22 protein-coding genes (1 of these 22 cut by a window edge) are annotated in these 22,701 nt (G+C 59.8%); 9 read left to right on the plus strand and 13 right to left on the minus strand.

Annotated elements, in window-relative coordinates:
- Nucleotides 1-1,744, minus strand: the 5' portion of a protein-coding gene (gene katG / locus ACR3E7_RS13415; RefSeq protein ID WP_480506090.1) for a catalase/peroxidase HPI. Its footprint begins 458 nt before the window's first position; 1,744 of the gene's 2,202 nt are visible here — the first part of the coding sequence; its start codon is at nt 1,742-1,744; the stop codon falls past the left edge of the window.
- Between the two features lie 237 nt (nt 1,745-1,981).
- Nucleotides 1,982-2,827: an SDR family oxidoreductase gene (locus ACR3E7_RS13420; RefSeq protein ID WP_480506088.1), complete on the minus strand. Its 846-nt coding sequence runs from the start codon at nt 2,825-2,827 to the stop codon at nt 1,982-1,984.
- A gap of 90 nt (nt 2,828-2,917) precedes the next feature.
- Here ACR3E7_RS13420 and ACR3E7_RS13425 point away from each other — a divergent pair, with 90 nt between their 5' ends.
- On the plus strand, nt 2,918-3,550 hold the full coding sequence (locus ACR3E7_RS13425) for a class I SAM-dependent DNA methyltransferase (RefSeq protein WP_480506086.1): 633 nt from the start codon (nt 2,918-2,920) through the stop codon (nt 3,548-3,550).
- Here the strand turns inward: ACR3E7_RS13425 and ACR3E7_RS13430 are convergent.
- The 3 genes from ACR3E7_RS13430 to ACR3E7_RS13440 are packed head-to-tail and all read right to left on the minus strand — an operon-like array spanning nt 3,547 to nt 7,492.
- Nucleotides 3,547-4,326: a carnitinyl-CoA dehydratase gene (locus tag ACR3E7_RS13430; RefSeq protein ID WP_480506084.1), complete on the minus strand. Its 780-nt coding sequence runs from the start codon at nt 4,324-4,326 to the stop codon at nt 3,547-3,549. The genes ACR3E7_RS13425 and ACR3E7_RS13430 overlap by 4 nt on opposite strands.
- The gene (locus ACR3E7_RS13435; protein WP_480506082.1) at nt 4,323-6,335 is read right to left on the minus strand and encodes an acetate--CoA ligase family protein; all 2,013 of its coding nucleotides are present in this window, start codon (nt 6,333-6,335) and stop codon (nt 4,323-4,325) included. The genes ACR3E7_RS13430 and ACR3E7_RS13435 overlap by 4 nt, the downstream gene beginning before the upstream one ends.
- Complete coding sequence (locus tag ACR3E7_RS13440; protein ID WP_480506080.1) at nt 6,332-7,492, minus strand: acyl-CoA dehydrogenase family protein; 1,161 nt, start codon at nt 7,490-7,492, stop codon at nt 6,332-6,334. The genes ACR3E7_RS13435 and ACR3E7_RS13440 overlap by 4 nt, the downstream gene beginning before the upstream one ends.
- Nucleotides 7,493-7,569: 77 nt before the next feature.
- On the opposite strand from ACR3E7_RS13440, the gene ACR3E7_RS13445 reads away from it, so the two are divergent.
- Complete coding sequence (locus tag ACR3E7_RS13445) at nt 7,570-8,511, plus strand: GlxA family transcriptional regulator (protein WP_480506078.1); 942 nt, start codon at nt 7,570-7,572, stop codon at nt 8,509-8,511.
- On the opposite strand, the gene ACR3E7_RS13450 is transcribed toward ACR3E7_RS13445, so the two are convergent.
- Nucleotides 8,508-9,497, minus strand: a complete 990-nt coding sequence (locus tag ACR3E7_RS13450) for a sterol desaturase family protein (RefSeq protein WP_480506076.1) — start codon at nt 9,495-9,497, stop codon at nt 8,508-8,510. The genes ACR3E7_RS13445 and ACR3E7_RS13450 overlap by 4 nt on opposite strands.
- An 11-nt stretch (nt 9,498-9,508) precedes the next feature.
- Nucleotides 9,509-10,264 (minus strand): class II aldolase and adducin N-terminal domain-containing protein, encoded by a 756-nt coding sequence (locus tag ACR3E7_RS13455; RefSeq protein ID WP_480506074.1) that lies wholly within the window; start codon nt 10,262-10,264, stop codon nt 9,509-9,511.
- 109 nt (nt 10,265-10,373) lie between these two features.
- Here ACR3E7_RS13455 and ACR3E7_RS13460 point away from each other — a divergent pair, with 109 nt between their 5' ends.
- The 4 genes from ACR3E7_RS13460 (at nt 10,374) to ACR3E7_RS13475 (ending at nt 15,069) form a co-directional block, all read left to right on the plus strand.
- Complete coding sequence (locus ACR3E7_RS13460) at nt 10,374-11,249, plus strand: LysR family transcriptional regulator (protein ID WP_480506072.1); 876 nt, start codon at nt 10,374-10,376, stop codon at nt 11,247-11,249.
- A 139-nt stretch (nt 11,250-11,388) separates the two neighbouring features.
- Entirely contained in the window at nt 11,389-13,191 is a 1,803-nt protein-coding gene (ade, locus tag ACR3E7_RS13465; protein ID WP_480506070.1) for an adenine deaminase, read from the plus strand.
- Complete coding sequence (locus ACR3E7_RS13470; RefSeq protein WP_480506068.1) at nt 13,188-14,651, plus strand: AMP nucleosidase; 1,464 nt, start codon at nt 13,188-13,190, stop codon at nt 14,649-14,651. Before ade ends, ACR3E7_RS13470 begins: the two co-directional genes overlap by 4 nt.
- A 130-nt stretch (nt 14,652-14,781) precedes the next feature.
- Nucleotides 14,782-15,069: an HU family DNA-binding protein gene (locus ACR3E7_RS13475; protein WP_039533371.1), complete on the plus strand. Its 288-nt coding sequence runs from the start codon at nt 14,782-14,784 to the stop codon at nt 15,067-15,069.
- A 60-nt stretch (nt 15,070-15,129) separates the two neighbouring features.
- Here the strand turns inward: ACR3E7_RS13475 and ACR3E7_RS13480 are convergent, their stop codons facing one another.
- Entirely contained in the window at nt 15,130-15,363 is a 234-nt protein-coding gene (locus tag ACR3E7_RS13480; RefSeq protein WP_170355542.1) for a hypothetical protein, read from the minus strand.
- A gap of 194 nt (nt 15,364-15,557) precedes the next feature.
- Between ACR3E7_RS13480 and ACR3E7_RS13485 the strand changes: the two genes are divergently transcribed.
- Entirely contained in the window at nt 15,558-16,445 is an 888-nt protein-coding gene (locus ACR3E7_RS13485; protein ID WP_170790278.1) for a DMT family transporter, read from the plus strand.
- On the opposite strand, the gene ACR3E7_RS13490 is transcribed toward ACR3E7_RS13485, so the two are convergent.
- Nucleotides 16,421-16,942: a glutathione peroxidase gene (locus tag ACR3E7_RS13490; protein WP_170790277.1), complete on the minus strand. Its 522-nt coding sequence runs from the start codon at nt 16,940-16,942 to the stop codon at nt 16,421-16,423. The two genes, ACR3E7_RS13485 and ACR3E7_RS13490, sit on opposite strands and share 25 nt — an antisense overlap.
- A 140-nt stretch (nt 16,943-17,082) precedes the next feature.
- On the opposite strand from ACR3E7_RS13490, the gene msrB reads away from it, so the two are divergent.
- Together msrB and msrA are read left to right on the plus strand one after the other, a co-directional pair.
- The gene (gene msrB, locus ACR3E7_RS13495) at nt 17,083-17,532 is read left to right on the plus strand and encodes a peptide-methionine (R)-S-oxide reductase MsrB (RefSeq protein WP_170786053.1); all 450 of its coding nucleotides are present in this window, start codon (nt 17,083-17,085) and stop codon (nt 17,530-17,532) included.
- Nucleotides 17,529-18,038: a peptide-methionine (S)-S-oxide reductase MsrA gene (gene msrA / locus ACR3E7_RS13500; protein ID WP_480506066.1), complete on the plus strand. Its 510-nt coding sequence runs from the start codon at nt 17,529-17,531 to the stop codon at nt 18,036-18,038. The genes msrB and msrA overlap by 4 nt, the downstream gene beginning before the upstream one ends.
- Before the next feature lie 4 nt (nt 18,039-18,042).
- On the opposite strand, the gene ACR3E7_RS13505 is transcribed toward msrA, so the two are convergent.
- The 4 genes from ACR3E7_RS13505 to mtgA form a co-directional block, all read right to left on the minus strand.
- Nucleotides 18,043-20,046, minus strand: coding sequence for a hydantoinase/oxoprolinase family protein (locus ACR3E7_RS13505; protein ID WP_480506064.1), 2,004 nt, complete (start codon nt 20,044-20,046; stop codon nt 18,043-18,045).
- A 71-nt stretch (nt 20,047-20,117) separates the two neighbouring features.
- The gene (gene queG, locus ACR3E7_RS13510) at nt 20,118-21,155 is read right to left on the minus strand and encodes a tRNA epoxyqueuosine(34) reductase QueG (RefSeq protein ID WP_480506062.1); all 1,038 of its coding nucleotides are present in this window, start codon (nt 21,153-21,155) and stop codon (nt 20,118-20,120) included.
- Nucleotides 21,156-21,226: 71 nt separating this feature from the next.
- On the minus strand, nt 21,227-21,892 hold the full coding sequence (gene fzlA, locus ACR3E7_RS13515; protein WP_480506060.1) for an FtsZ-binding protein FzlA: 666 nt from the start codon (nt 21,890-21,892) through the stop codon (nt 21,227-21,229).
- A 58-nt stretch (nt 21,893-21,950) separates the two neighbouring features.
- Nucleotides 21,951-22,685: a monofunctional biosynthetic peptidoglycan transglycosylase gene (mtgA, locus tag ACR3E7_RS13520; protein WP_170790274.1), complete on the minus strand. Its 735-nt coding sequence runs from the start codon at nt 22,683-22,685 to the stop codon at nt 21,951-21,953.
- Between the last annotated feature and the right edge of the window lie 16 nt (nt 22,686-22,701).

The following is a 22,701-nucleotide window of genomic DNA, read 5'->3' on the forward strand; positions in this document are numbered from 1 at the left end:
CCATCACCGCAAAGCTATCGACATCCGTCTGGTCCTGCGACGCATCAGTGCGGCCCGGAGTAAACGGAACCTCGACATCCTGACCGCCAGCCTTGGCCGCCTGTTCGATACCTACGGCGCCGGCCAGAACGATCACATCCGCCAGCGAGACCTTTTTGCCGCCCGACTGCGCATCGTTGAACGCGGCCTGAACACCCTCGAGCGCGGACAGCGCCTTGGACAATTTCATCGGCTCGTTCACATCCCAGTCTTTCTGCGGCGCAAGACGGATACGGGCACCATTGGCACCGCCACGCTTGTCCGACCCGCGGAAGGTCGAAGCCGAGGCCCAAGCGGTCGAAACCAGTTCCGACACCGACAGACCGGTTGCCGCGATCTTGGCTTTCAGGTCCGCCACATCCGCATCATCCACCAGATCATGATCTATGGCGGGGACGTTGTCCTGCCAGATCAGCTCCTCGGTCGGAGCTTCTTCACCGATATAGGCCGCGCGGGGGCCCATGTCGCGGTGGGTCAGCTTGAACCAGGCGCGGGCGAACGCATCTGCGAATTCTTCGGGGTTCTCATGGAAGCGCTTCGAGATCGGGCCATAGATCGGGTCCATGCGCATCGCCATGTCGGCGGTGGTCATCATGGTCTTGACCTTTTTCGACGGATCATGCGCCGCCGGGGCCATGTCTTCTTCTTTCACGCCGACCGGCTCCCAGATCCACGCGCCAGAGGGGCTTTTGGTCAGGTTCCAGTCATAGCCAAATAGAAGATCGAAATAGCCGTTGTCCCATTGGATCGGGTTCGCGGTCCACGCGCCTTCGATTCCCGAGGTTGTGGTGTCGTCACCTTTGCCCGAGCCAAACTTGTTGATCCAGCCAAAGCCCATTTCCTCGATCGCAGCAGCTTCGGGTTCGGGGCCAACCAGATCGGGATCGCCCGCGCCATGCGCTTTGCCAAAGGTATGACCACCCGCAACCAGAGCCACGGTTTCCTCGTCATTCATCGCCATCCGACCAAAGGTGTCGCGGATGTCACGGCCCGAGGCCAGCACGTTCGGCTCACCATCGGGGCCTTCTGGGTTCACATAGATCAGGCCCATCTGCACAGCGGCCAGCGGGTTTTCCAGATCGCGTTCACCGGAATAGCGGCTGTTCGGGTTGTCGGTGGGGGCCAGCCATTCGGTCTCAGTGCCCCAATAGATGTCTTCCTCGGGGGCCCAAATGTCTTCGCGGCCACCGGCAAAGCCAAAGGTCTTGCCGCCCATGGATTCGATGGCGCAGTTGCCCGCAAGGATCATCAGGTCAGCCCATGAAATCTGGTTGCCGTATTTCTGCTTGATCGGCCACAGAAGACGGCGCGCCTTATCGAGATTGCCGTTATCCGGCCAGCTGTTCAGCGGGGCAAACCGCTGGTTCCCGGTCGAAGCACCACCCCGGCCATCCGCCGTCCGGTATGTCCCGGCGCTGTGCCACGCCATACGAATGAACAATCCGCCGTAATGACCATAATCCGCTGGCCACCAGTCCTGCGAATCCGTCATCAGCGCATACAGGTCTTCTTTCAGCGCCTTCATGTCCAGTTTCTTGAACTCTTCAGCGTAGTTGAAATCGGCATCCATCGGGTTCGAGGCCGGTCCGTGCTGATGCAGGATCGACAGGTTCAGCTGGTTCGGCCACCAGTCCCGGTTAGACCGGGTTCCTGCGCCGTGCATGACAGGGCATCCGCCTGCTTTGGGGTTATCACTTCCGTCCATGTCGATCTCCATTCCTGGCAAAATTCCGGCGCAGGTGCGCCGCTAAAAACTCGGTCGATCAAGAGCACATATAGATGACACTTTTATCCATCCTAAAAGCATGACGAAAAATCGCGCAGTCGTGATGGGCAGTAGCGACTCGGTAGGTCTTGTCTAGAACCGTTCTAGCAAAGACAATCCATGCGAATAAGTTTTGTTTATGGATGATTATGATAACTAAAAGCTATCACAATTCAATCATTCCGCGCGCATCAGAGACGTCAGCCCGACCCGGTAGTCTGGATAAAGCAGCTTTACCCCCAACTCATCCTTGATCCGGTCGTTTCTGACCCGCTTGTTCTCGTTGTAAAAACTGCGGGCCATCGGGGTTAGGTCGGCCTTGTCAAAAGGAACGGCGGGGGGCAGAGGCAATCCCTGCAACTCAGCCGCATAGGCAATGACATCCTGTGGTGGAACCGGTTCATCATCGCAGACATTATATATGGCGCCGGGATTTGGCGCGGCCATCGACGCCGCCAGTACCTGCGCGATATCGGCCACGTGAATGCGCGAAAAGACCTGACCCGGCTTTATGATCCGCCGCATCCCAACGCGTTTCAGCTTGGAGAACGGACCGCGACCGGGGCCATAGATCCCCGCCAGCCGGAAAATATGCGTGGGCAGACCCGGAATGGTCAGCCATTGCTGTTCCGCCTGCACCCGCCATCTGCCCCTTTGGGCCGTGGGTGTTGCAGGGGTAGTCTCATCTACCCAATCACCCTGATGATCGCCGTAAACGGCTGTGGTCGACAAGTACCCGACCCATTCGAACTGCGCGGCGCGCTCGGTGATTTCGTCCTTCAAGGCCGCCAGAACCGGGTCACCTTCGGCATTGGGCGCCGTCGAGATCAGCAAATGCGTCACCCCGTCCAAATCAACCTGCTGTCCAGGCCAAACAACCGGCTCTGCCCCCGAAGCCCGCAGGGTTATTGATTGCGCGGGGTCACGGGTGGTTCCGATGATGCGCCAGCCCGCGGGTGCCAAAAGCCGCGACAATTCCTGCGCGGAATAGCCATGGCCGAATGAATAAAGAGTACCAGTCATGCCGCCATTGATGATCCCCAAATCAGCCGGATGCAAGCGCGGGCGACGGGATACTTGATTCGAATCCCACAATGGGCCTTTCTTTTAGGCATGAGCGATAAAACCCCTGATCTGCATGCGGCCTATGCGCTGGAAACGCCGGACGACAACCGGCGGCTTTATGCGGAATGGGCCGGGGATTATGACACAGGCTTTGCCACGCGTGAGGATTATCAGCTCCACATCCACACGGCGCGCGCCTTTGTAGGGGCGGGAGGACAGGGCCCGGTGCTGGATGTGGGCGCGGGGACCGGTCTGTGCGGTGATGTCCTGGTCGGGCTGGGCGTCGGTCCCATCGACGCCACCGATATCAGCGCCCAGATGCTGGATCAGGCCATGCGCAAAGACATCTACCGCGATGCAATCGAGGCCGACCTGAACGAGGGCATCCCTGTGCCGCGCGAAAGCTACTCGGGCATCGTGTCATCGGGCACCTTCACCCACGGCCACCTCGGCCCCGAGGCGCTGTTGCCCTTGCTGCGCGTCGCGCGCCACGGTGCGCAATTCGCCCTGTCGATCAACGCCCAACATTATGAGGCACTTGGCTTTGCCGAGGCGCTTCACAAGCTGGCTCAGGGTCAGATCAGAAACCTGTCTCTGCCCGAAGTACGTATCTATGGCGACCTCGCCATTGGTCCCAACAAGGACGACACGGCGCTCATCGCCTTGTTCGAGCGGATTTAGCGCCCTTTCCAGACCGGGTCGCGTTTCTCGGCAAAGGCGCGGGCGCCTTCCAGATTGTCCTCGGACCCATACAGAACATCCACGGTCGGCAATTGCCGCCGTGTGATCCGGTTCATAATGTCCTGAAACTTTGAATCCTCGGCCTCGCGCACAATCTCTTTGATCGCGGCATAGACCAGAGGCGGCCCGCTGGCCAGCAAACGCGCCAGTTCCCATGCGCGGTCCATCAGCTGATCGCCGGGCACGATCTCGTTGACGAGGCCCCAGGTCTTGGCCTCATCCGGAGTGAACCAGCGTCCGGTCAGCAGCAGTTCCATCGCGATATGATAGGGGATGCGTTTGGGCAGTTTGACACTGGCCGCATCCGCAACGGTGCCGGATCGGATTTCGGGCAGGGCAAAGCTGGCGTGATCTGCGGAGATGATCATGTCGGCGCTCAGCGCCAGTTCCAGCCCGCCACCACAGGCGATACCGTTCACGGCGGCAATCACCGGCTTGTTCATATCGCGCAGCTCTTGCAACCCGCCGAAGCCGCCCACCCCATAATCGCCATCCACCGCGTCGCCATCCGCCGCAGCCTTCAGATCCCAGCCGGGGCAAAAGAACTTGTCGCCGCCACCGGTGATGATTGCCACGCGCAGGTCCGGGTCATCGCGGAAATCCCGAAACACCTCGCCCATAACGCGGCTGGTGGCCAGATCAATCGCATTGGCTTTGGGACGGTCCAGAGTGACCTGCAATATCGCGCCGTCGCGCTGGGTTTTGACCGGGTTCATGTGCGTGCCTTTCGGATCAGTGCATCCACCGCCACGGCCCCTTTAGGCCCGCAGATAAGCGGATTGATTTCAACTTCGCTGACATGGGTTGCGTTGGCAATGACATAAGCCTGCACGGCCTCGACCGTATCCAGGATCGCGCCTATATCTGCGGCGGGCTTGCCGCGATAGCCAGCCAGCAACGGCGCACAGGCCAGCTCACCCAGCGCCTTTTCGACCACGTTCCGAGGCGACGGTATTAGCAGAGACACCGAGTCCCGCAGGATTTCCGTCAACACCCCGCCCGCACCCAATGTCAGAACATAGCCATGGGCCGGATCGCAAGTGACACCGATTAGCAACTCGGCAACGCCTTCGGGCGCCATTTCCTCGATCAGAACTTCATGGGTGCCGATATGGGCCGCGACGGCCGGCAGATCTCCCGCGCTTACCCCTAACTGAACCGCCCCGTGGTCCGACTTATGGGCCAGTCCAACGCCCTTGACGGCGAAAGGACCGGTCAGGTCACCCGCGCTGGCGGCATCGGCCTGAATCACCAACCTTTTCGGAGTGGACACACCGAAGGCTGCAAGCTGGTCCTTGGCCTCCGCCTCGGTCAGCGTAACGTTTGGATTGGCAGTACTGGGAAGGACCACCGGATCAGAGTCCTGACCTGCGGGTCGCGCCGCTGCTTCGACAGCCGACAGTGCCTCATGCAGCCCGGCGAAGGGAATAACGCCGCCATCCATCAGGCGCTGCGCGACGTCCTCGGGCATCAACTCGGGCAGAGTTGCGGTCACTGCAAAGGGCCGCCCGGTTTTTGCCACACAATTCAGCGCGGCCTGCGTCGCACAGGTCCAATCGGTTTGATCAGTGTGCGGATAGTCCACAATGGCCATAGTCAGAGCCTGTTCTGGCCCCATCATCGCCGACCAGGCACGCGTCATCGCCTGCGTGTCGCGCCAGATATAGGTGTGGTAGTCCAGCGGGTTCGCCAGCGCCACCATCGGCCCCAATGCCGCGCGCAGATCGGTGCGTTGCGTATCCGTCAACGGCGGAAAGTGCAGATCACGCCCCTCGGCCATATCCGCGGCCAGACTGGCCTCGCCCCCCGAGCAGCTGATCGTACCCAGCCCGTTGCTGTCCAGACGCCCAGCAACATGCAACAGCTTGAGGCATTCCAGAAAGCTGGGGATGTCATCCAAGCGGGCAATCCCCAACCGATCCAGAAACGCCTGAGCACCCGCGTCCTGCCCCGCCAGCGAGGCCGTATGCGAAATCGTTGCCGCCTGGGCATGGACCGACCGGCCCATCTTCAGCGCAACAATCGGGACACCGCGCTGACGAGCCTTTTTAGCCAGCGCCTCCCATTTGCGCAGATCGCCAAACCCTTCGATATGCACGCCGATGGCCGTAATGCGGTCGTCATCCAACAACGCCGAGGCAATCTGGGCCTGATGCGTCTGCGCCTGATTTCCACAGGTCAGCATGAAGGCCAACGGTAAAGCGCGGCGCTGCATGGTCATGTTGATGGCAATGTTCGAGCTTTGCGTCAGGATCGCAACCCCGCGATCCACAGGCCGCATGCCGTGCTGATCAGGCCAGACAGCCACTCGATGCAGGCCATTGACGAAACCGTAACAATTCGGCCCAAAAATCGGCATGTCCCCTGCGGCGGCGATCAACTGATCCTGAAGGCCCGCGCCTGAATGGTCTTCAGCCTGTGCCTCGGTATAGCCCGAAGCGAAACAGACCGCACCGCCCGTCCCCATCGCAGACAGAATCCTGACAGCCTCAATTGTGGCGTGGCGGTTGATGCCGACAAAGGCCATGTCGGGCACATCAGGCAACGACTCGAGTGTCGGGTAAGCACTTTCCCCCGCGACATCGGTTGCTTTGGGGTGCACAGGCCAAATTTCGCCCTCGAATCCAAACTTGCGTGCCTGCTCGATAACAGACGTACACCACGCGCCACCGCCGATCACGGCGATGGTCTTTGGGTTCAGCGCTCGGGCCAGCGCTGTCGTCATGCGCCCAGCGCCCGCAAGAGATCGCGGCTGATGATGTGGCGCTGAATCTCGCTGGTGCCGTCCCAGATGCGTTCGACACGCGCGTCACGCCAGAATCGCTCCAGCGGGTAGTCATCCATCAGACCCATCCCGCCATGCACCTGGATCGCCGCATCTGTCACCCGGGCCAGCATTTCCGAGGCGTACAGTTTGGCCGAGGCAATCTCGCGGTTGGCGGGCAGCCCCTTGTCCAGACGATCGGCGGCTGCAAGGGTCAGCAGATCGGCGGCATCAATCTCGGTGATCATGTCTGCAATCTGGAATGAGACGCCCTGAAACTTGCCGATCTTCTGGCCGAATTGCTCACGCGTGGCGGCATAGTCCAGCGCATAGTCGAACGCTCGGCGCGCACGCCCAACCGACATTGCGGCAACGGTGATCCGGGTGGCGTAAAGCCAGGTGTTCATCACCTCGAACCCGCCATCAACCTCGCCCAGAACCTGCGCATCCGGCAGGCGGCAATCGTCGAAATCCAGCACCATGTTCTTGTAGCCGCGATGACTGACCGACTTGTATCCATCCCGGATCGTGAAGCCGGGGGTCCCGCGATCGACCAGAAAGGCAGTGATGCGCTTCTTCGGGCCTTTCGGCGTCTGATCTTCACCGGTTGCGATGAAGACGATGATAAAGTCTGCATGTTCCGCGCCCGAGATGAAGTGCTTGGTGCCATTGACCACCCAGTCGCCCCCATCGCGCACGGCAGCGCATTTCATCCCCCGCACGTCCGAGCCCGCACCCGGTTCGGTCATCGCCAGCGCGTCCATCTTTTCACCCCTGACGGCCGGCATCAGGTAACGGTCGATCTGATCCTCCTCGCACGCCATCAGGATGTTTTGCGGCCGTCCGAAGAAATGGTTCAGCGCCATGGATCCCCGGCCCAACTCGCGCTCGACCAGCGCAAACTCCAGATGGTTTAGCCCGGCACAGCCGACGCTTTCGGGGAAGTTGCAGGCATAAAAGCCCAACTCGATCGTCTTGCGTTTGATCTCGGCGGCGATCTCGTGCGGAACCTCGCCAGTGCGCTCGACCAGCTCTTCATGCGGGTAGATTTCGTTTTCGACAAAGCTGCGAACGGTCGCGGCGATCATCTCTTGTTCGTCGGACAGGCCATATTGCATCTGGGGTCTCCACATCTGGGGTTGCGGGTATCCTGACGTGGCTTGCCAAGCTGAACATGCAGAAATAGACCTAAATCATGCAAAGATGGATCAAATTGCCCGCTGCGCCGCAGCAATTCGGAGTGCTTCTGTTCGACGGCTTTTCCAACCACTGCCTTGCGAATGCGGTCGAACCCTTGCGGGCGGCGAATTCCATCGCGGGGCGCAAGCTGTATGACTGGCAATTTCTGTCACTGGATCGCGCTCCCGTCACGTCATCTTCGGGGCTGCAAGTCGCACCGCACGACATCTTGCAGAATGCGCGCGGCGATACTTTACTGGTCATGCCCTCTTACGGGTATCGGGCCCATGGCGGGTGGCGGACGCTGGCGGGGTTGCGGTCCGCAGCGAGGCGCTACAGCATACTGGCCGGGCTGGATACCGGAAGCTGGTTGTTGGCGTTGGCCGGATTACTGGACGGGCACCGCGCCACAATCCATTGGGAGGAGCTGGACGGTTTCACCGAACGATTCCCCGAAATTGACGCACAGCGCGAACGCTACGTGATCGACGGCGACCGCATTACCTGTTCTGGTGCGATGGCGGCGTTTGATCTGGTGTTGCACCTGATTGGGCAAGATCACGGGCAGGCTTTAGCGCTGGAGGTCGCGCAGCTTTTCATGACTCGCGATTCCGCCAGGTCTCATTCCGGCGGGGCGGGTGCGACCAGCAGCTATGTGAACAAAGCGCTGGCCCTGATGCAGGAACATCTGGAAATGCCCTTGCCTATCCCCGAGATCGCCCGCCGGATTGGACGATCGCAAAAGGCGCTGTCCGTGCGAATGCAAACCGAACTGGGCGCAGGCCCCGCACAGGTCTATCGCCGCCTGCGCCTGAACCTGGCCCGGAAACTGGCAGCCGAGACCGACCTGACTATCGCCGAGATCGCCCTGCGCGCAGGCTATGACGACCCAAGCGCCCTGACCCGAGCCTTTCGGACCGAGTTCGGGACCACCCCGCGCGCAATGCGATCCGGCTAGGTATACATCTGCTTTTTGTAGGCCCGCGTCCGCGTCGTCGCCTCGGCAGACCCATCGTGATAGGTGCCAAACCACTTGTCGAAGGGGATTTCCGAGGTGCCGTAGTTGCACTCGAAATACCGGTGATGAAGCTGGTGGAAAAAGTCCCCCGCACGGGCCGCTTCAGTTTCTCCGGCTTTCAACTTTTCAAACCCTGAATGGGACAGAACCGGGCTGATCTGCTGAAAATACGTGTGAAACAGAAGATGCAGAGGGTGGGACGGCACGATCAGATGGATGAAATAGGTCGTGAAATACAGCAGGTTTTCATACCAATGGTTCGATATCCCCGACCACGGGCCGATATTGACGTTGCGATGATGCACGGCGTGGACGTGTTTATAGAGCTTGGGGTGATGCTCCAGCCGATGCACCCAATAGAAATGCAAGCCAGACCACATCGGGATGAACAACATCCAGACGATAAACCAAATCGGCGCGCTGGCCCAAGTGACTGTCGGCACATATCCGTTGGCCATCGCCCAATAGATCACCCATTGATACACGGTTGCCACGGTCATGGCGCTGCCCAGCGTCCACCAGATATTGTCCCAGACCTGATTGCGGAAGGTGAAATTGCCGTTGTCCCGGGTCAGGTCGCGACGGTCGAACTTTTTGTACATGCCCTGCCCCTTGCGCATGTAAAGCCACCAATGCAGCCCGCCCGCCACCAAGATCTGAGGCACCATGTTCAGCAGCCAAATGCGGAACATCCACCCCGGAGCAAAGCTCTTCATCGACTCTAACGCAGGGAAGAATATGGCATAGGCAATGATCGCCAGCCCCATACACAGGGTCAGCGAGGTAATCTGCAGCCAAGCTCCACTGTACCACTTCAGCACAGAGGCGGGGCGCGGAGGCCATGCGAACAGCGGGTTCAAGCCCACCGGACCTTCGGGGTGATAGTGCCAGCGGGCGGCTTCGGGGTCTTGGGCGGCGTCTGTCATGGCAATTCCCTTTAGCTGGCGTAATCCGAACCCTCTGCATCCAGCAGGGCTTTGATTTCCCGCAGATGCGCCTCGGCCTGATCAGGGTAGTCATCCAGTTCCTGCGCGGTCTTCTCGGCGATCTCATCGGACAAGACACGTAGGGGCTGGCCGGTCTGCAACGCGCGGATATATGTCTCGGCCGCACGCTCGAAATAATAGAGGCGGTTGAACGTATCCGCCGGATCGCTGCCCGTCACCAACACGCCATGGTTGCCCATGATCATGACCTTCTTCTTCGGGTCCGACAGCATTGCGGCGCAGCGTTCACCTTCGCTTTCAAAGGCTAGCCCGCCGAATTCCTGGTCCACCACATAGCGGTTGTAGAAGGTGGCAGTGTTCTGGTCGATCGGCGGTAGAGTGCTGTCGGCCAACGAGGCCAGAACGGTTGCAAAGATCGAATGCACATGCATCACACAGCGCGCATGCGGGCAATGGCGGTGGATCGAGCCATGCAGACCCCAAGCGGTCGGGTCGGGCGCGCCGGGCTGATCCATAACGTCAGGATCATTGGCATCCAGCAGCAGAAGGTTCGACGCCTTGATCCGTGCGAAATGCATCTGATTGGCGTTCATCAGGAACTGCGTTCCGCCCTCGTTGACCGCCAAACTGAAGTGGTTGGCCACGGCCTCGTGCATGTTCAGGCGTTCAGTCCAGCGGAAAGTAGCAGCCAGGTCGACCCGCTCGGGCCAGTGGTCGATATTGGGACGCAATTCGGTGACGGTCATGGCGGGCTCCTCCATCTGGTTTCTCAAGAAGGTGGCGACGCGAGGCGGATTTGACCAACGAAAAATTCTCGCCTATCTCATAAGCTCAGCTAATGGTGAGGTTATGCCAATGCAGACATCGCTTCCTCCGCTGGGCTGGCTGCGCACATTCGAGGCCGCCGCGCGACACTTGTCGTTCACCGGTGCGGCGCGTGATCTGAACATGACGCAAAGCGCGGTCAGTCAGCAGATTAAGTCGCTTGAGGGCTATCTGGGCCAACCGCTGTTCCTGCGTCGCCCCCGCGCGCTGGAACTGACCGAGGCCGGAATCACCTATCTGCCCGTGGTGCGTGAGGCGTTTCGTACGCTAGTGCGGGGCACACAGGCCGTCACCGGGGCGCAGCAAAACGCGGTGCAGGTTCAAAGTAACATCACCTTTGCCGTAAACTGGCTGGGACCGCGCCTGCCCCGGTTCCGCGCCGCGCACCCGGATGTGCATTTGAACATCTTCACCGAATTATGGGAACCGCGCGAAATGGCCGAGGGCGCGGCGGTCGAAATCCGCTATTCCCTGCGCCCGTCCGACACAGTACGCACCGAATTGCTGCGCACCGATCACTATTACCCGGTCTGCGCCCCGGGCTATGAAGTGCGGCTGGAAGACATTCAGGAACAGCCCCTGTTTGATTGTTCGAACCTGCTTTCGAACTGGCCGAACTGGATCACTGAACAGGGTCTAAATTGGAAAAATTCGCCCATTACCTATTCAACAACTTATCTGGTTAGCCTGTCTGTTGCGATGGCCGGGGGTGGGTATTGCCTAACCCATGACACCATAGCTCGCGACCTGATCGAGCGCGGACAACTGGTTTCTCCGTTTGAGTATCGTGCGGAGATGCCCGAGGCTTATTACCTGCTGCTGTCGCCTCAGGCCGAGGAAACGCCGGGTGCCGTCCTGTTCGCCGATTGGGTAAGGCGGGAAATTGCCCGCGATCTGGCGGGGTAGGCGCTCCCGCCCATCTTCAGGGGCGCTTGCGCGCGCCCTCCTTTGGTTGGGCCGGGCAGCGCTGACGCGCTGCGTGACGGTTTGATGATAGATGTTCGGCAGGGGTTGCACCTTCGGACACATTCAGAAAAGTTGAGCCATGGAATATACGCCTTTCCCAAGTTGGCCCGATACCGCCCCCCGATTGATCGCTGTTGCCGCTGGACGTGATCCAGCCGACATGGTCGTGTGCCGCGGGATCTGGGTGAACGTACACACGCGCGAAGCGCTGCCGGATCACGACATCGCAATCGCCAGCGGGCGCATCGCCTTTGTGGGACCGGATGCCTCGCATTGCATCGGCCCAAAGACGCAGATCATCGAGGCCAATGGGCGCTATATGCTGCCCGGTCTGTGCGACGCGCATATGCATATCGAATCGGGGATGCTGACCCCGGCGGAGTTTGCCCGCGCGGTCATTCCTCATGGCACGACGTCGATGTTCACCGACCCGCATGAGATTGCCAATGTGCTGGGACTGGACGGCGTGCGGATGATGCATGACGAGGCGTTGATGCAACCGGTCAACATCTTCACCCAGATGCCATCCTGCGCGCCATCGGCCCCAGGGCTTGAAACCACAGGCTATGAAATCACCCCTGAGGACGTGGCCGAGGCGATGAACTGGCCCGGCATCATCGGGTTGGGTGAGATGATGAATTTCCCCGGCGTGATCCACGGCGACCCCAAGATGCTGGCCGAGATCGCGGCGACTCAGAATGCGGGGAAAACCGTGGGTGGGCACTATGCTTCGCCTGATTTAGGGCCTGAATTCGCGGCTTATGTGGCCGGGGGCCCCGCTGACGACCACGAGGGAACTTGCGAAGCCGACGCCATAGCTCGGGTGCGGCAGGGGATGCGGTCGATGATGCGGCTGGGCTCGGCCTGGTATGACGTGGAAAGCCAGATCACAGCCGTGACCGAGAAAGGGTTAGACCCGCGCGGCTTTATTCTGTGCACGGATGATTGCCACTCGGGCACATTGGTGAATGAGGGGCATATGAACCGCGTGGTGCGCCACGCGATTGCCTGCGGTTGCGATCCGTTGATTGCGTTGCAGATGGCGACGATCAACACCGCCACCCATTTCGGGCTGGAACGCGAGATCGGGTCGATCACGCCAGGCCGGCGGGCGGATATTATCCTGAGTTCTGATCTGGCTGCGTTGCAGATTGAGGTGGTGATCGCCCGCGGCCAGATCGTTGCCGAAAATGGCGCGATTTCAGTAGACTGCCCGCATCTGAACTGGCCGGACAGTGCGCGCAATACGGTGCATCTGGGCCATACCCTGACCGATAAGGATTTTGAGATCAAAGCCCCAGAGGGCGCCAACCGCGTGCGGGCCAATGTGATCGGCGTGGTGGAGAATCAGGCACCGACCAAGGCGCTGAAGGAGGAATTGCCCATCATCGGCGGGTTGGTCGAGGGCGAAAGCGACGTCTGCCAGATCGCTTTGGTCGAACGCCACCGCGCGACCGGAGGAGTCACGAACGCATTTGTCTCGGGCTTTGGGTATCAGGGGCGCATGGCCATGGCCTCGACCGTGGCGCATGACAGCCATCATATGATCGTGGTGGGAACCGACCGCGAACAGATGGCACTGGCGGCGAACCGTCTGGCCGAGGTGGGCGGAGGTATCACCCTGTTCCGCGACGGCGAGGAACTGGCGCTGGTGGAACTGCCCATCGCTGGCCTGATGTCCGACAGTCCCGCCGCCGATGTGGCCGCCAAGGCGGACCGGATGGTTCAGGCGATGCAGGACTGTGGCTGTCAGTTGAACAACGCCTATATGCAGCACTCGCTGCTGGCCCTTGTCGTGATCCCCGAACTGCGGATTTCCGACCTTGGGCTGGTGGATGTGCGTACATTTGAAAAGATCGACCTTTTGGAACCCCTCGCATGACAATAATAAGAACACCCGACGTCCCAAACCCTGAGAAATTCACCGACCCTGCTGCAGCCGTGGCGCGCCTGGAAGAGCTCTACGAAAAGGCCACAAGTTTCCTGTGCGAAAACTTCGCCAAAGCGATGGAGGCAGGCACTCCGACTGAGCGTTTCAGAGCCTATTACCCAGAGATTCGCATCAAAACGACGTCATACGCGCATGTGGACAGCCGGCTGAGCTTTGGTCACGTCTCGGAACCCGGCACCCATGCCACGACGGTCACACGGCCCGATCTGTTCCGGGCCTATCTGACCCAACAAATTGCCCTGCTGATCAAAAACCACGACCAACCAGTGACGATTGGCGCCTCGGATACACCCATCCCGGTTCATTTCGCGGTGGCCAATAACCCCGACCTCGTGGTGCCGCATCAGGGCGCGGCGGGATTCACCTTGCGCGATGTGTTCGACGTGCCGGATCTGACGACCACCAATGATGATATCGTCAACGGGGTGCATGACCACGAAACCGAGATTGGCCCCTTGGCGCTGTTCACCGCCCAGCGTGTGGATTATTCGCTGGCCCGTCTGGCGCATTACACTGCCACCGATCCCAGCCACTTCCAAAACCATGTGCTGTTCACCAACTACCAGTTCTACGTGTCCGAGTTCGAGAACTATGCCCGCGAACAACTGGCCGACCCGGAAAGCGGCTATACCAGCTTTGTGTCGACCGGGAATGCGCAGATCACCTCGGCCGATGGCGTTTTGGAGCAGCCGCTGAAGCTGCCTCAGATGCCGACCTACCACCTGAAACGCGCCGATGGGTCGGGGATCACGTTGGTCAATATCGGGGTGGGGCCATCCAACGCAAAAACCGCGACCGACCATATCGCAGTTCTGCGACCACATGCGTGGCTGATGGTTGGCCATTGCGCCGGCTTGCGCAACACGCAGGCGCTGGGGGATTTCGTGCTGGCCCATGCCTATCTGCGCGAAGACAAGGTTCTGGACGATGACCTGCCCGTCTGGGTCCCGATCCCGCCCCTAGCCGAAGTGCAGGTAGCGTTGGAACGCGCCGTGGCCGAAGTGACAGAACTGGACGGCTACGAGCTAAAGCGCGTCATGCGCACCGGCACCGTCGCCTCGGTCGACAACCGCAACTGGGAACTGCGCGACCAGTCCGGCCCGGTGCAGCGCCTCAGCCAGTCTCGCGCGATTGCGCTGGATATGGAAAGCGCCACGATCGCCGCCAATGGATATCGGTTCCGGGTGCCCTATGGCACTTTGCTCTGTGTCTCGGACAAACCGCTGCACGGGGAATTGAAGCTTCCGGGCATGGCCTCGGACTTCTATACCACACAGGTCAGCCGCCATTTGGCGATCGGAATTCGCGCGATGGAACACCTGCGAGGCATGCCGCTTGAGCGTCTGCACAGCCGGAAATTGCGTTCTTTTGACGAAACAGCCTTTCTCTGAAGCAAAAAAGCAACGTTTTCCCCCTATTTTTGGGGTTTTTCGCGCTACTATTCGTTGTGTTCAGCCACAATATCCCGTTACAGTTACGCGGTGAGGCCCAAGACATCGGGCACGTTAAGGAGACCAAGAAATGGCAAAGCCTATGACAAAGACTCAGCTGGTTGCTGCTCTCGCTGAGGAAATGGGGACTGACAAGAAAGCCGCGAACGCCGCGCTGGAGGCCATGACCGGCCTGATCACACGCGAAGTTTCGGCCGGCGGCGCAGTGACCCTGCCCGGCGTTGGCAAAATCTACTGCCGCGAGCGCCCCGAGCGCATGGTGCGCAACCCCGCCACTGGCGAGCAGTTCAAGAAAGAGGCCGACAAGGTGGTTAAAATGACCATTGCGAAGGCACTGAAGGACAGCGTGAACGGCTGATCTCAGCTGTCGCAAAGATACGATCAAGGGCCGCCGTTTGGGGGCCCTTTTTCTTTGGGATCAGTGCAAACTTAACAGCACTTCCAGATCACGACGGCTGAGCCGGTTCATCAAGGCCCGATCGTCTGCAGACAGTTTTGCTTCCTTACGAATATACGTTTCAAGGTACGTCGCGATCTCACTGGTTGGGCGATAGTACAGATCAGGCGAAGATTGGCTGAGTTCATCCACAAGCCGAAACAGCAGCTTTTTCTGCCGCTCCGAATCCAGGTCTTTTCGCTTCTCTTGCAACATAACGGGCTTCGCCTTTGTTGTGGTCACTTATGATCTAGCGGGCCGAAAAGTAACTCCAACTCCGGTAAGAAATAAATTGTGCGCCGCGCGTGTGGTGCCCTTATGAGATTCCTAGTTACTACGGCCAGACGGTACATCTTGCGACCCTTACTGATTTAAGGAACAGTGCGCGAAACCAACAAAGAGGATGGGCGATGGATCTGCGCGCCATGGCGATGGGGCTGACATTTGCACTGATCTGGTCGTCGGCCTTTACTTCGGCGCGGATCATCGTGATGGACGCTTCACCGTTGTTTTCGCTGGCACTGCGCTTTTTGATTTCCGGGTTGATCGGCGTGGCCATTGCGCGCGCAATGGGACAGAGCTGGCGGCTGACACAGCAACAATGGTACGCGACCATCCTGTTTGGAATCTGCCAAAATGCCCTTTATTTGGGTCTGAATTTCTACGCAATGCAAACGATTGAGGCGTCGGTTGCCGCCATTATCGCCTCGACCATGCCGCTGCTAGTGGCGCTGGCAAGCTGGCTGTTTCTGGGTGATCGTCTGCGGCCCATGGGCGTGATCGGCCTGCTGGCAGGGTTTGCAGGCGTCGCCCTGATCATGAGCAGCCGCATCAGCGCGGGCGTTGATATGTTCGGCGTGATGCTCTGTGGTGTTGGAGCCTTGGCGCTGACCTTCGCCACCTTGGCGGTGCGCGGGGCGACCTCGGGCGGGAATTTCATGATGGTTGTGGGGTTGCAGATGCTGGTTGGTTCAGCCGTTCTGTTCGTCGCGGCTCCCGTATTCGAGACGATCTATATCCACCCCACGGTGCCGCTGGCGCTGGCTTTCACCTACACAACCCTGTTCCCCGGCTTGTTGGCCACGCTGATCTGGTTTCTGCTGCTGGATCGGATCGGAGCGACCCGCGCAGCCACCTTCCACTTCCTCAACCCTGTTTTCGGCGTGACGATTGCTGCGTTGCTACTGGGGGAGAAACTCGGCCCACTGGATGCCGTTGGCGTACTGATCACCACCGCCGGGATTTTGGCCGTGCAGTTATCGCGGCAACCTGCTCAGGGCAGCAAAGCCTCGACCTGAGACAAAACTTGCCGGGAATCGGGGCGCGTGGTTGCGCCATAGGTCGCTATAACTTCGCCTTCAGTGTTCAGAAGGATTTTGTTGAAGTTCCAACTGGGCTCAAATCCTGTCTGCTCCGCGACCTGTTGATAGAAAGGATGCGCTTTTGCGCCTCGAACCGAGGTAATGTCGGTCATTGGCAGGGTCAGGTTATAGTTGAAGTCGCAGAATTCCTTGACCTCTTCCGCCGAACCTAACTCCTGATTGAAGGAATCCGAGGGCACTGCCAGCACCACCAGCCCACGCGGGCCATAATCCTCATGCACCTGCTGCAGCGCGCTGTATTGCCCGGTAAAGCCGCAATGCGAGGCCGTGTTCACCACCAAAACCGGCTGCCCGCGCCAATCCGCAATCGACAGGGTACCGCCGTCGATGGACGGAAACTCTCCGCTCAACGGCGCAGCCTGCACGGTGCGCCCGGTCAGAATCAAAGCGGTCAACAGCAAGATGCGGAACATGGTGAACCCTCCTCTACCCAAGTATACGCGCCAAATCGTCCCCCGGATCAACGCACGAGGGCGCGAGGCGCATGAAACAGGCTTTGATTTCTGCGCCCCAACCCCCAAATAATGGTGCAACTCAACCGACCGGAGGATCCATGACCCAATACACCAAATCCCCCGAGGCCATCGCTGCCCTCTCGCCCGAAGAATACCATGTCACGCAGAACAGCGGGACCGAGCGTCCGGGCACCGGCAAGCTGCTGAACAACAAGGAACCGGGGATTTATGTGGATATCGTCTCGGGCGAGCCGCTGTTCGCTTCGACTCACAAATACGAATCCGGCTGCGGCTGGCCTAGTTTCACCAAGCCCATCGTGCATGAACATGTAGAAGAGTTCCGGGATACCACCCACGGCATGATTCGCACCGAGGTGCGTTCAAAACACGGCGACAGCCATCTGGGCCACGTCTTCCCCGACGGCCCGCGTGAACATGGCGGGCTGCGCTATTGCATCAACTCAGCCTCCTTGCGGTTTGTCCATCGCGATGACATGGAGGCCGAAGGCTATGCCGACTATCTGATCCATGTGGAGGAAATCCAATGACCGAAGAACGCGCTGTCCTAGCAGGAGGTTGTTTCTGGGGAATGCAGGACCTGATCCGCAAGCTACCGGGTGTGTCCCGCACCAGCGTCGGCTATACTGGCGGCGATGTCCCCAACGCCACCTATCGCAACCACGGAACCCATGCCGAAGGGATCGAGATTTTCTTTGATCCCGCGCAGATCAGCTATCGTGAGTTGCTGGAGTTCTTCTTCCAGATCCATGATCCGACCACGGTAAACCGTCAGGGCAATGACCGCGGGATGAGCTATCGCTCGGCTATTTACTATGTGGATGACGATCAGAAACAGGTGGCTTTGGACACGATTGCCGATGTGAACGCCAGCGGTATCTGGCCCGGCAAAGTCGTGACCGAGCTGGAGCCCGTCGGTGATTTCTGGGACGCCGAGCCCGAGCATCAGGACTATCTGGAGCGTATCCCCAACGGCTATACCTGCCACTTCCCGCGCCCCGACTGGGTTCTGCCCAAACGCGACGCGGCGGAATAAGCGATCAGCCGGCGGCAACCCTTGGGCGGCCGCTGGCTTCAACCGTGATCATGGCCTCGACAAAGACCTCCTGCGCCTCGACGCGGGCAGTGCGGATGTCGCGGTCAACGATCACGCGGATATCCTCAGCCCCGGCGTCGCGCACCGCGCCTTCGGCCTCGGATCTTAGCACGGATTCCAGCAGGGTTAGCGCCGCCTCTGAATCGTTGAAATCTTGCGGCCCGTCCTCAAGATGCACCCGGAACTTGCCCTCGGACGGCGACGTGACTGTCCCCGCCCGGCGCAAAGTCAGGCGACCGACGACCGCGCCGATGGCATTGGCCACGCCAGTGTGTTCGGGCAGGATCATCTTGCAATGCAAACGCTCCCCGACCGCCGGGTAATAGCTGGGGGCCGACGCACCCAACCCGATCACATCCACGTTCAACGCCGCATCCAAAGCCAACAGGCCCCGGTGTCGGGCCAAGCCCTTGCGCGTTAGAATGTGCCGAGCCAGATCCGTCGGGGGAATGCCAAAATCCTCGACTTCTTCGGCAAAAGCAGCCTCTAACAAAGTCAAAGACGTTTGTTCCGTCAACTGATCCACGATCATCTGCGCCAAAACCTCGGGGGTTTTCGCCAGCACATCGCCTGACCCAACCCGTTTGCGCGACACCAATTCCAGCGCCTTGCATGCTGCCTCAGCATCCCAGGCGTCCAGCCACCCCAGAACGTGGCTGGCATCCGATGGCGTCACGCCCGAGACCTGAACGATCCCGCGATCCACCAGCCGCGTCAGGGCGCCATTCTCCATCCGTGTGCGCAATAGGTCGCTCAGCGGCAAAACCTGATCGCCAAGACGGTCCAATAACACCTCTTCCCGTGCACCCAGCCCTTCGGCGTGGATACCGGGCACGCGGCGGGCAAACCGCGTGTCATGTTCACCTACCGTGGTCGCGCGCAGTTGTTTGTCCAACTCAGCATGCACCACATCCGGGGCCTCGGCCGCGATCAGCGACACTGGCAATACCCTACGCGGCCCTAGGACCACGCCGCCTCCCAGCCCCTCGGTCACCACATGGACCTGACTGTCGCCGCCCAGACCATGGGTGCGCATCGCCACCGCCTCGACCATGGTGCGAAAGCCACCGACGCGCGCACCATTGGGATCAATTGCGGGCTTACTGTCGCGGATCACGGCGATGTCCGTGGTCGTCCCGCCAATATCCGACACCAGCGCATTCTCGGCCCCCGTCAACCAACTGGCCCCTACGATCGAGGCCGCAGGCCCGCTGAGGATCGTCTCAATCGGGCGTTCTCGCGCTTGCTCGGCGCTCATCAACGCGCCGTCGCCGCGGACCACCATCATCGGCGCGGTAATTCCCAACGTCAGTAACTGATCCTGCGCCCGTCCGATCAGCCGATCAATCATCCCGATCAGCCGTGCATTTAATACCGCCGTCACAGCCCGTTTCGGCCCGTTTAACTTGGCCGACAGGTGATGAGAACACGTGACCGGAGCCCCTGTCCGCTCGGCTATAATCCGCGCCGCTTCCAGCTCATGCGCGGGGTTGCGCGTGGCAAACTGCGCGGCCACGGCAAAGCCGGATATGCCTTTATGAGAGTCTAAAAACGTTTCCAACGCGGCTACATCCAGCGGAGCAGCCTCACCCCCCGCATGGCTATGACCCCCGGCAATCACCAGCGCCGGATCACCCTTCAACGCGTCGCGCAACCCGTGCCGATCCAGATCGCCCTCTTTGAACCCGATATAGACCAACGCCACGCGCCCGCCCTGCCCCTCGACCAGAGCATTGGTGGCCAAAGTAGTCGACAAAGATGCCATCGAGATCTGCTCGGGGCCAACCGCCGCCTGTTCCAACACAGCCGAAATCGCTTTGCCCACGCCGATTGCCAAGTCTGCCCGCGTGGTCAGCGACTTGGCCGAGGCGATCACCTCAGCCTCATCCCGGATCAGCACCGCATCCGTATAGGTTCCGCCCGTATCAACCCCCAAAGCCAGCGCCATCGGGTTCTCCTTCCTGTTCGCTGAATTGGGTGTAGCGGTTTGGACCGACACGTCCAGCCTGTTTGCGGCACTTAGGGCAGTTGTTGCACCGCCCAGCGCGCGGCATCAGCCACAGATGCATCCGGATCTTCCACCAACCCCTGCGCCACCGGCTTCAGCGCGGGCAAACCGGAATTGCCAATCGCATACAGCACATTGCGCACAAACCGATCCCGTCCGATCCGCTTTATGGGCGAGCCCGAGAACTTGGCCCGAAACGCCGCATCATTCAACCCCGCCAATTCAGCCAGAGGCGGGGCCAACAAATCATCCCGCGCAGCATAGCGAATATCGCTGGCCGCAACGGCAAACTTGTTCCACGGACAGGCCGCCAGACAATCATCGCATCCGTAAATCCGATTGCCCAACTTGCCGCGCAGATCTTCTTCCACCGGCCCCTTATGTTCGATGGTCAGATAGGAAATACACCGCCGCGCATCCAACTTGTACGGCGCAGGAAACGCATCTGTCGGACAGGCATCCAAACAAGCGCGACACGACCCGCAATGATCCACCTCGGCCATATCCGCAGGCAGGTCCAATGTAGTAAAAACAGAGCCTATAAAAGCCCAATTTCCCCAATCACGGCTGACCAGATTCGTATGCTTCCCCTGCCATCCCAGCCCCGCCGCATGGCCTAGGGCCTTCTCAGGCACCGGCGCTGTATCAACAAACACCTTCACCTCGCCGCCACCTTCGGCAATCAACCACCGCGCCAACCGCTTGAGGCGTTTTTTCACCAGATCATGGTAGTCCTTGTTCTGCGCATAGACCGAAATCGCACCCCGATCAGGATGGCCCAAAACCTCGGTCGGATCATGTTCAGGCGTATAGCTCTCGGCCAGCATGATCACCGACCGCGCCTCGGGCCACAAAGCCGACGGATCGCCCCGCCAATGGGTCCGTTCGGCCATCCACCCCATCTGTCCGTGATACCCGGAATCCAAAAACGCCTGCAACCGCGCGGGCACTTCCGGCACATCCCACGGCCGACAAATCCGACAGGACACAAACCCCTCACTCAATGCCTGAGCGACCACCTTGTCCTTTAAATCCGATCCGCTCTTCATCTGGCTAAAATATCCTCGGGGGGAATCGCGCCCCGGCGCGATGGGGGGCAGACAGCCCCCCTGCCACCCTATCAGAAATCCAGATCCGCGTAATGCGGCGGAGGCCGAAACCCCGGCACCTGATCCGCCAGGATAGACCGAAACGCAGGCCGAGACTTGATCTTGGCGTACCAATCCTTGACCGCCGCCGAACGGTTCCAATCCACGTCCGAGATATAGTCCAGCGCCGACAAATGCGCCGCGGCCGCGAAATCGGCCAATGTCATCTGGTCGCCCGCCAACCAACGCCGGTGATCTAGAAGCCATGCCATGTAGTCCAGATGATACTTGATCGCCTTGGCACCCTCTTTGACATTCTTGCTGTCCGGGTAACCTTGCCCGGTCATCTTCTTGTTGACCCGCTCGTACAACAGTTTCGATGTCACCTCGTGATGAAACTTGTCGTCAAACCAGCCGACTAGCCGCCGGACTTCATACCGGGCTTCCGGTGTTTTCGGCATCAAAGCGGGCTCGGGGCGCGTTTCCTCGACATACTCGCAAATGGCGCTGCTTTCCGCCATGACATGCCCGTCCAATCGCAGGACCGGCACTTTACCCGCCGGATTGCGGCGCAGGAAATCCGGGTCCTGTTCCCAGTATTTCTCTTCGACCAGCTCGACCTCGATCTTCTTTTCCGCCAGTGACAGACGGACCTTGCGGCAGTACGGTGACAGGGGAACGTGAAACAGACGCGCCATGAGCTTCCAATCGAACCAGTGAATACCCCTCAGCTTTAGCCCCGAGTGGGTTCGGTTTTCAATCCTCGAAACAATCCGCGCGACCATCTGCGCGGATGGTGGCCGCCCCGTCCAGAATCGCAGCCGCACGTCTGCGGGTGCGCACCGACGGGTCGGTTACCGACCGATTTCGCGGGGATGGCAGGATCGCCGCAATCCGCGCCGCCTGAACCGAGGACAGTTTGGACGCCGGAACGTTGAAATTACGCTGTGCCGCTGCCTCAACCCCGAATACGCCATTTCCGGTCTCGGCTACGTTCAAATAGACTTCAAGAATACGTTGTTTGCTCCAGAAAATTTCGACGACCGGCGTCATCGAAGTTTCAAGCGCCTTGCGCACCCAGCTGCGCCCTTGCCACAAAAAAACATTCTTCACCACTTGCTGCGTAATCGTCGACGCACCTCGGGCACCACCCCCTTCAATCGCGTCACGAATAGCTTCGACATCAAAGCCCCAATGGCGGCAGAAATTGGCGTCCTCAGCCGCTACGACTGACCGCGCCATGATCGGCGAAATCTGTTCGATGGGAACCCAGTCACGCTCGACCTTGCCCAATCTGCGCCATTCGGACCAGATCGTATGGGTCACCGGAGGGTTGACTACCGAATAGAGCCCAATCAGCGCCACTACAAACACCGCAATCGCCAATAGCCCACGCGTGACCCAGCGGCGAATCCGCATCACGACGTTGGGTTTGGCTTTCGACGCCTTCTTTTTCTTACCGCTTGTCTTGCGGACTGCTTTCTTTGCCATGCCACAGCTATACGAC

This window comes from Ruegeria sp. BK1 (assembly GCF_056535645.1).

What these genes read in the sequence shown, in the direction of transcription:
- ACR3E7_RS13420 (WP_480506088.1), bottom strand. Translation starts at nt 2,827, where the DNA reads ATGACTGGTACTCTTTATTCATTCGGCCATGGCTATTCCGCGCAGGAA.
- ACR3E7_RS13425 (WP_480506086.1), top strand. Translation starts at nt 2,918, where the DNA reads ATGAGCGATAAAACCCCTGATCTGCATGCGGCCTATGCGCTGGAAACG.
- ACR3E7_RS13430 (WP_480506084.1), bottom strand. Translation starts at nt 4,326, where the DNA reads ATGAACCCGGTCAAAACCCAGCGCGACGGCGCGATATTGCAGGTCACT.
- ACR3E7_RS13435 (WP_480506082.1), bottom strand. Translation starts at nt 6,335, where the DNA reads ATGACGACAGCGCTGGCCCGAGCGCTGAACCCAAAGACCATCGCCGTG.
- ACR3E7_RS13440 (WP_480506080.1), bottom strand. Translation starts at nt 7,492, where the DNA reads ATGCAATATGGCCTGTCCGACGAACAAGAGATGATCGCCGCGACCGTT.
- ACR3E7_RS13445 (WP_480506078.1), top strand. Translation starts at nt 7,570, where the DNA reads ATGCAAAGATGGATCAAATTGCCCGCTGCGCCGCAGCAATTCGGAGTG.
- ACR3E7_RS13450 (WP_480506076.1), bottom strand. Translation starts at nt 9,497, where the DNA reads ATGACAGACGCCGCCCAAGACCCCGAAGCCGCCCGCTGGCACTATCAC.
- ACR3E7_RS13455 (WP_480506074.1), bottom strand. Translation starts at nt 10,264, where the DNA reads ATGACCGTCACCGAATTGCGTCCCAATATCGACCACTGGCCCGAGCGG.
- ACR3E7_RS13460 (WP_480506072.1), top strand. Translation starts at nt 10,374, where the DNA reads ATGCAGACATCGCTTCCTCCGCTGGGCTGGCTGCGCACATTCGAGGCC.
- ade (WP_480506070.1), top strand. Translation starts at nt 11,389, where the DNA reads ATGGAATATACGCCTTTCCCAAGTTGGCCCGATACCGCCCCCCGATTG.
- ACR3E7_RS13470 (WP_480506068.1), top strand. Translation starts at nt 13,188, where the DNA reads ATGACAATAATAAGAACACCCGACGTCCCAAACCCTGAGAAATTCACC.
- ACR3E7_RS13475 (WP_039533371.1), top strand. Translation starts at nt 14,782, where the DNA reads ATGGCAAAGCCTATGACAAAGACTCAGCTGGTTGCTGCTCTCGCTGAG.
- ACR3E7_RS13480 (WP_170355542.1), bottom strand. Translation starts at nt 15,363, where the DNA reads ATGTTGCAAGAGAAGCGAAAAGACCTGGATTCGGAGCGGCAGAAAAAG.
- ACR3E7_RS13485 (WP_170790278.1), top strand. Translation starts at nt 15,558, where the DNA reads ATGGATCTGCGCGCCATGGCGATGGGGCTGACATTTGCACTGATCTGG.
- ACR3E7_RS13490 (WP_170790277.1), bottom strand. Translation starts at nt 16,942, where the DNA reads ATGTTCCGCATCTTGCTGTTGACCGCTTTGATTCTGACCGGGCGCACC.
- msrB (WP_170786053.1), top strand. Translation starts at nt 17,083, where the DNA reads ATGACCCAATACACCAAATCCCCCGAGGCCATCGCTGCCCTCTCGCCC.
- msrA (WP_480506066.1), top strand. Translation starts at nt 17,529, where the DNA reads ATGACCGAAGAACGCGCTGTCCTAGCAGGAGGTTGTTTCTGGGGAATG.
- ACR3E7_RS13505 (WP_480506064.1), bottom strand. Translation starts at nt 20,046, where the DNA reads ATGGCGCTGGCTTTGGGGGTTGATACGGGCGGAACCTATACGGATGCG.
- queG (WP_480506062.1), bottom strand. Translation starts at nt 21,155, where the DNA reads ATGAAGAGCGGATCGGATTTAAAGGACAAGGTGGTCGCTCAGGCATTG.
- fzlA (WP_480506060.1), bottom strand. Translation starts at nt 21,892, where the DNA reads ATGGCGCGTCTGTTTCACGTTCCCCTGTCACCGTACTGCCGCAAGGTC.
- mtgA (WP_170790274.1), bottom strand. Translation starts at nt 22,685, where the DNA reads ATGGCAAAGAAAGCAGTCCGCAAGACAAGCGGTAAGAAAAAGAAGGCG.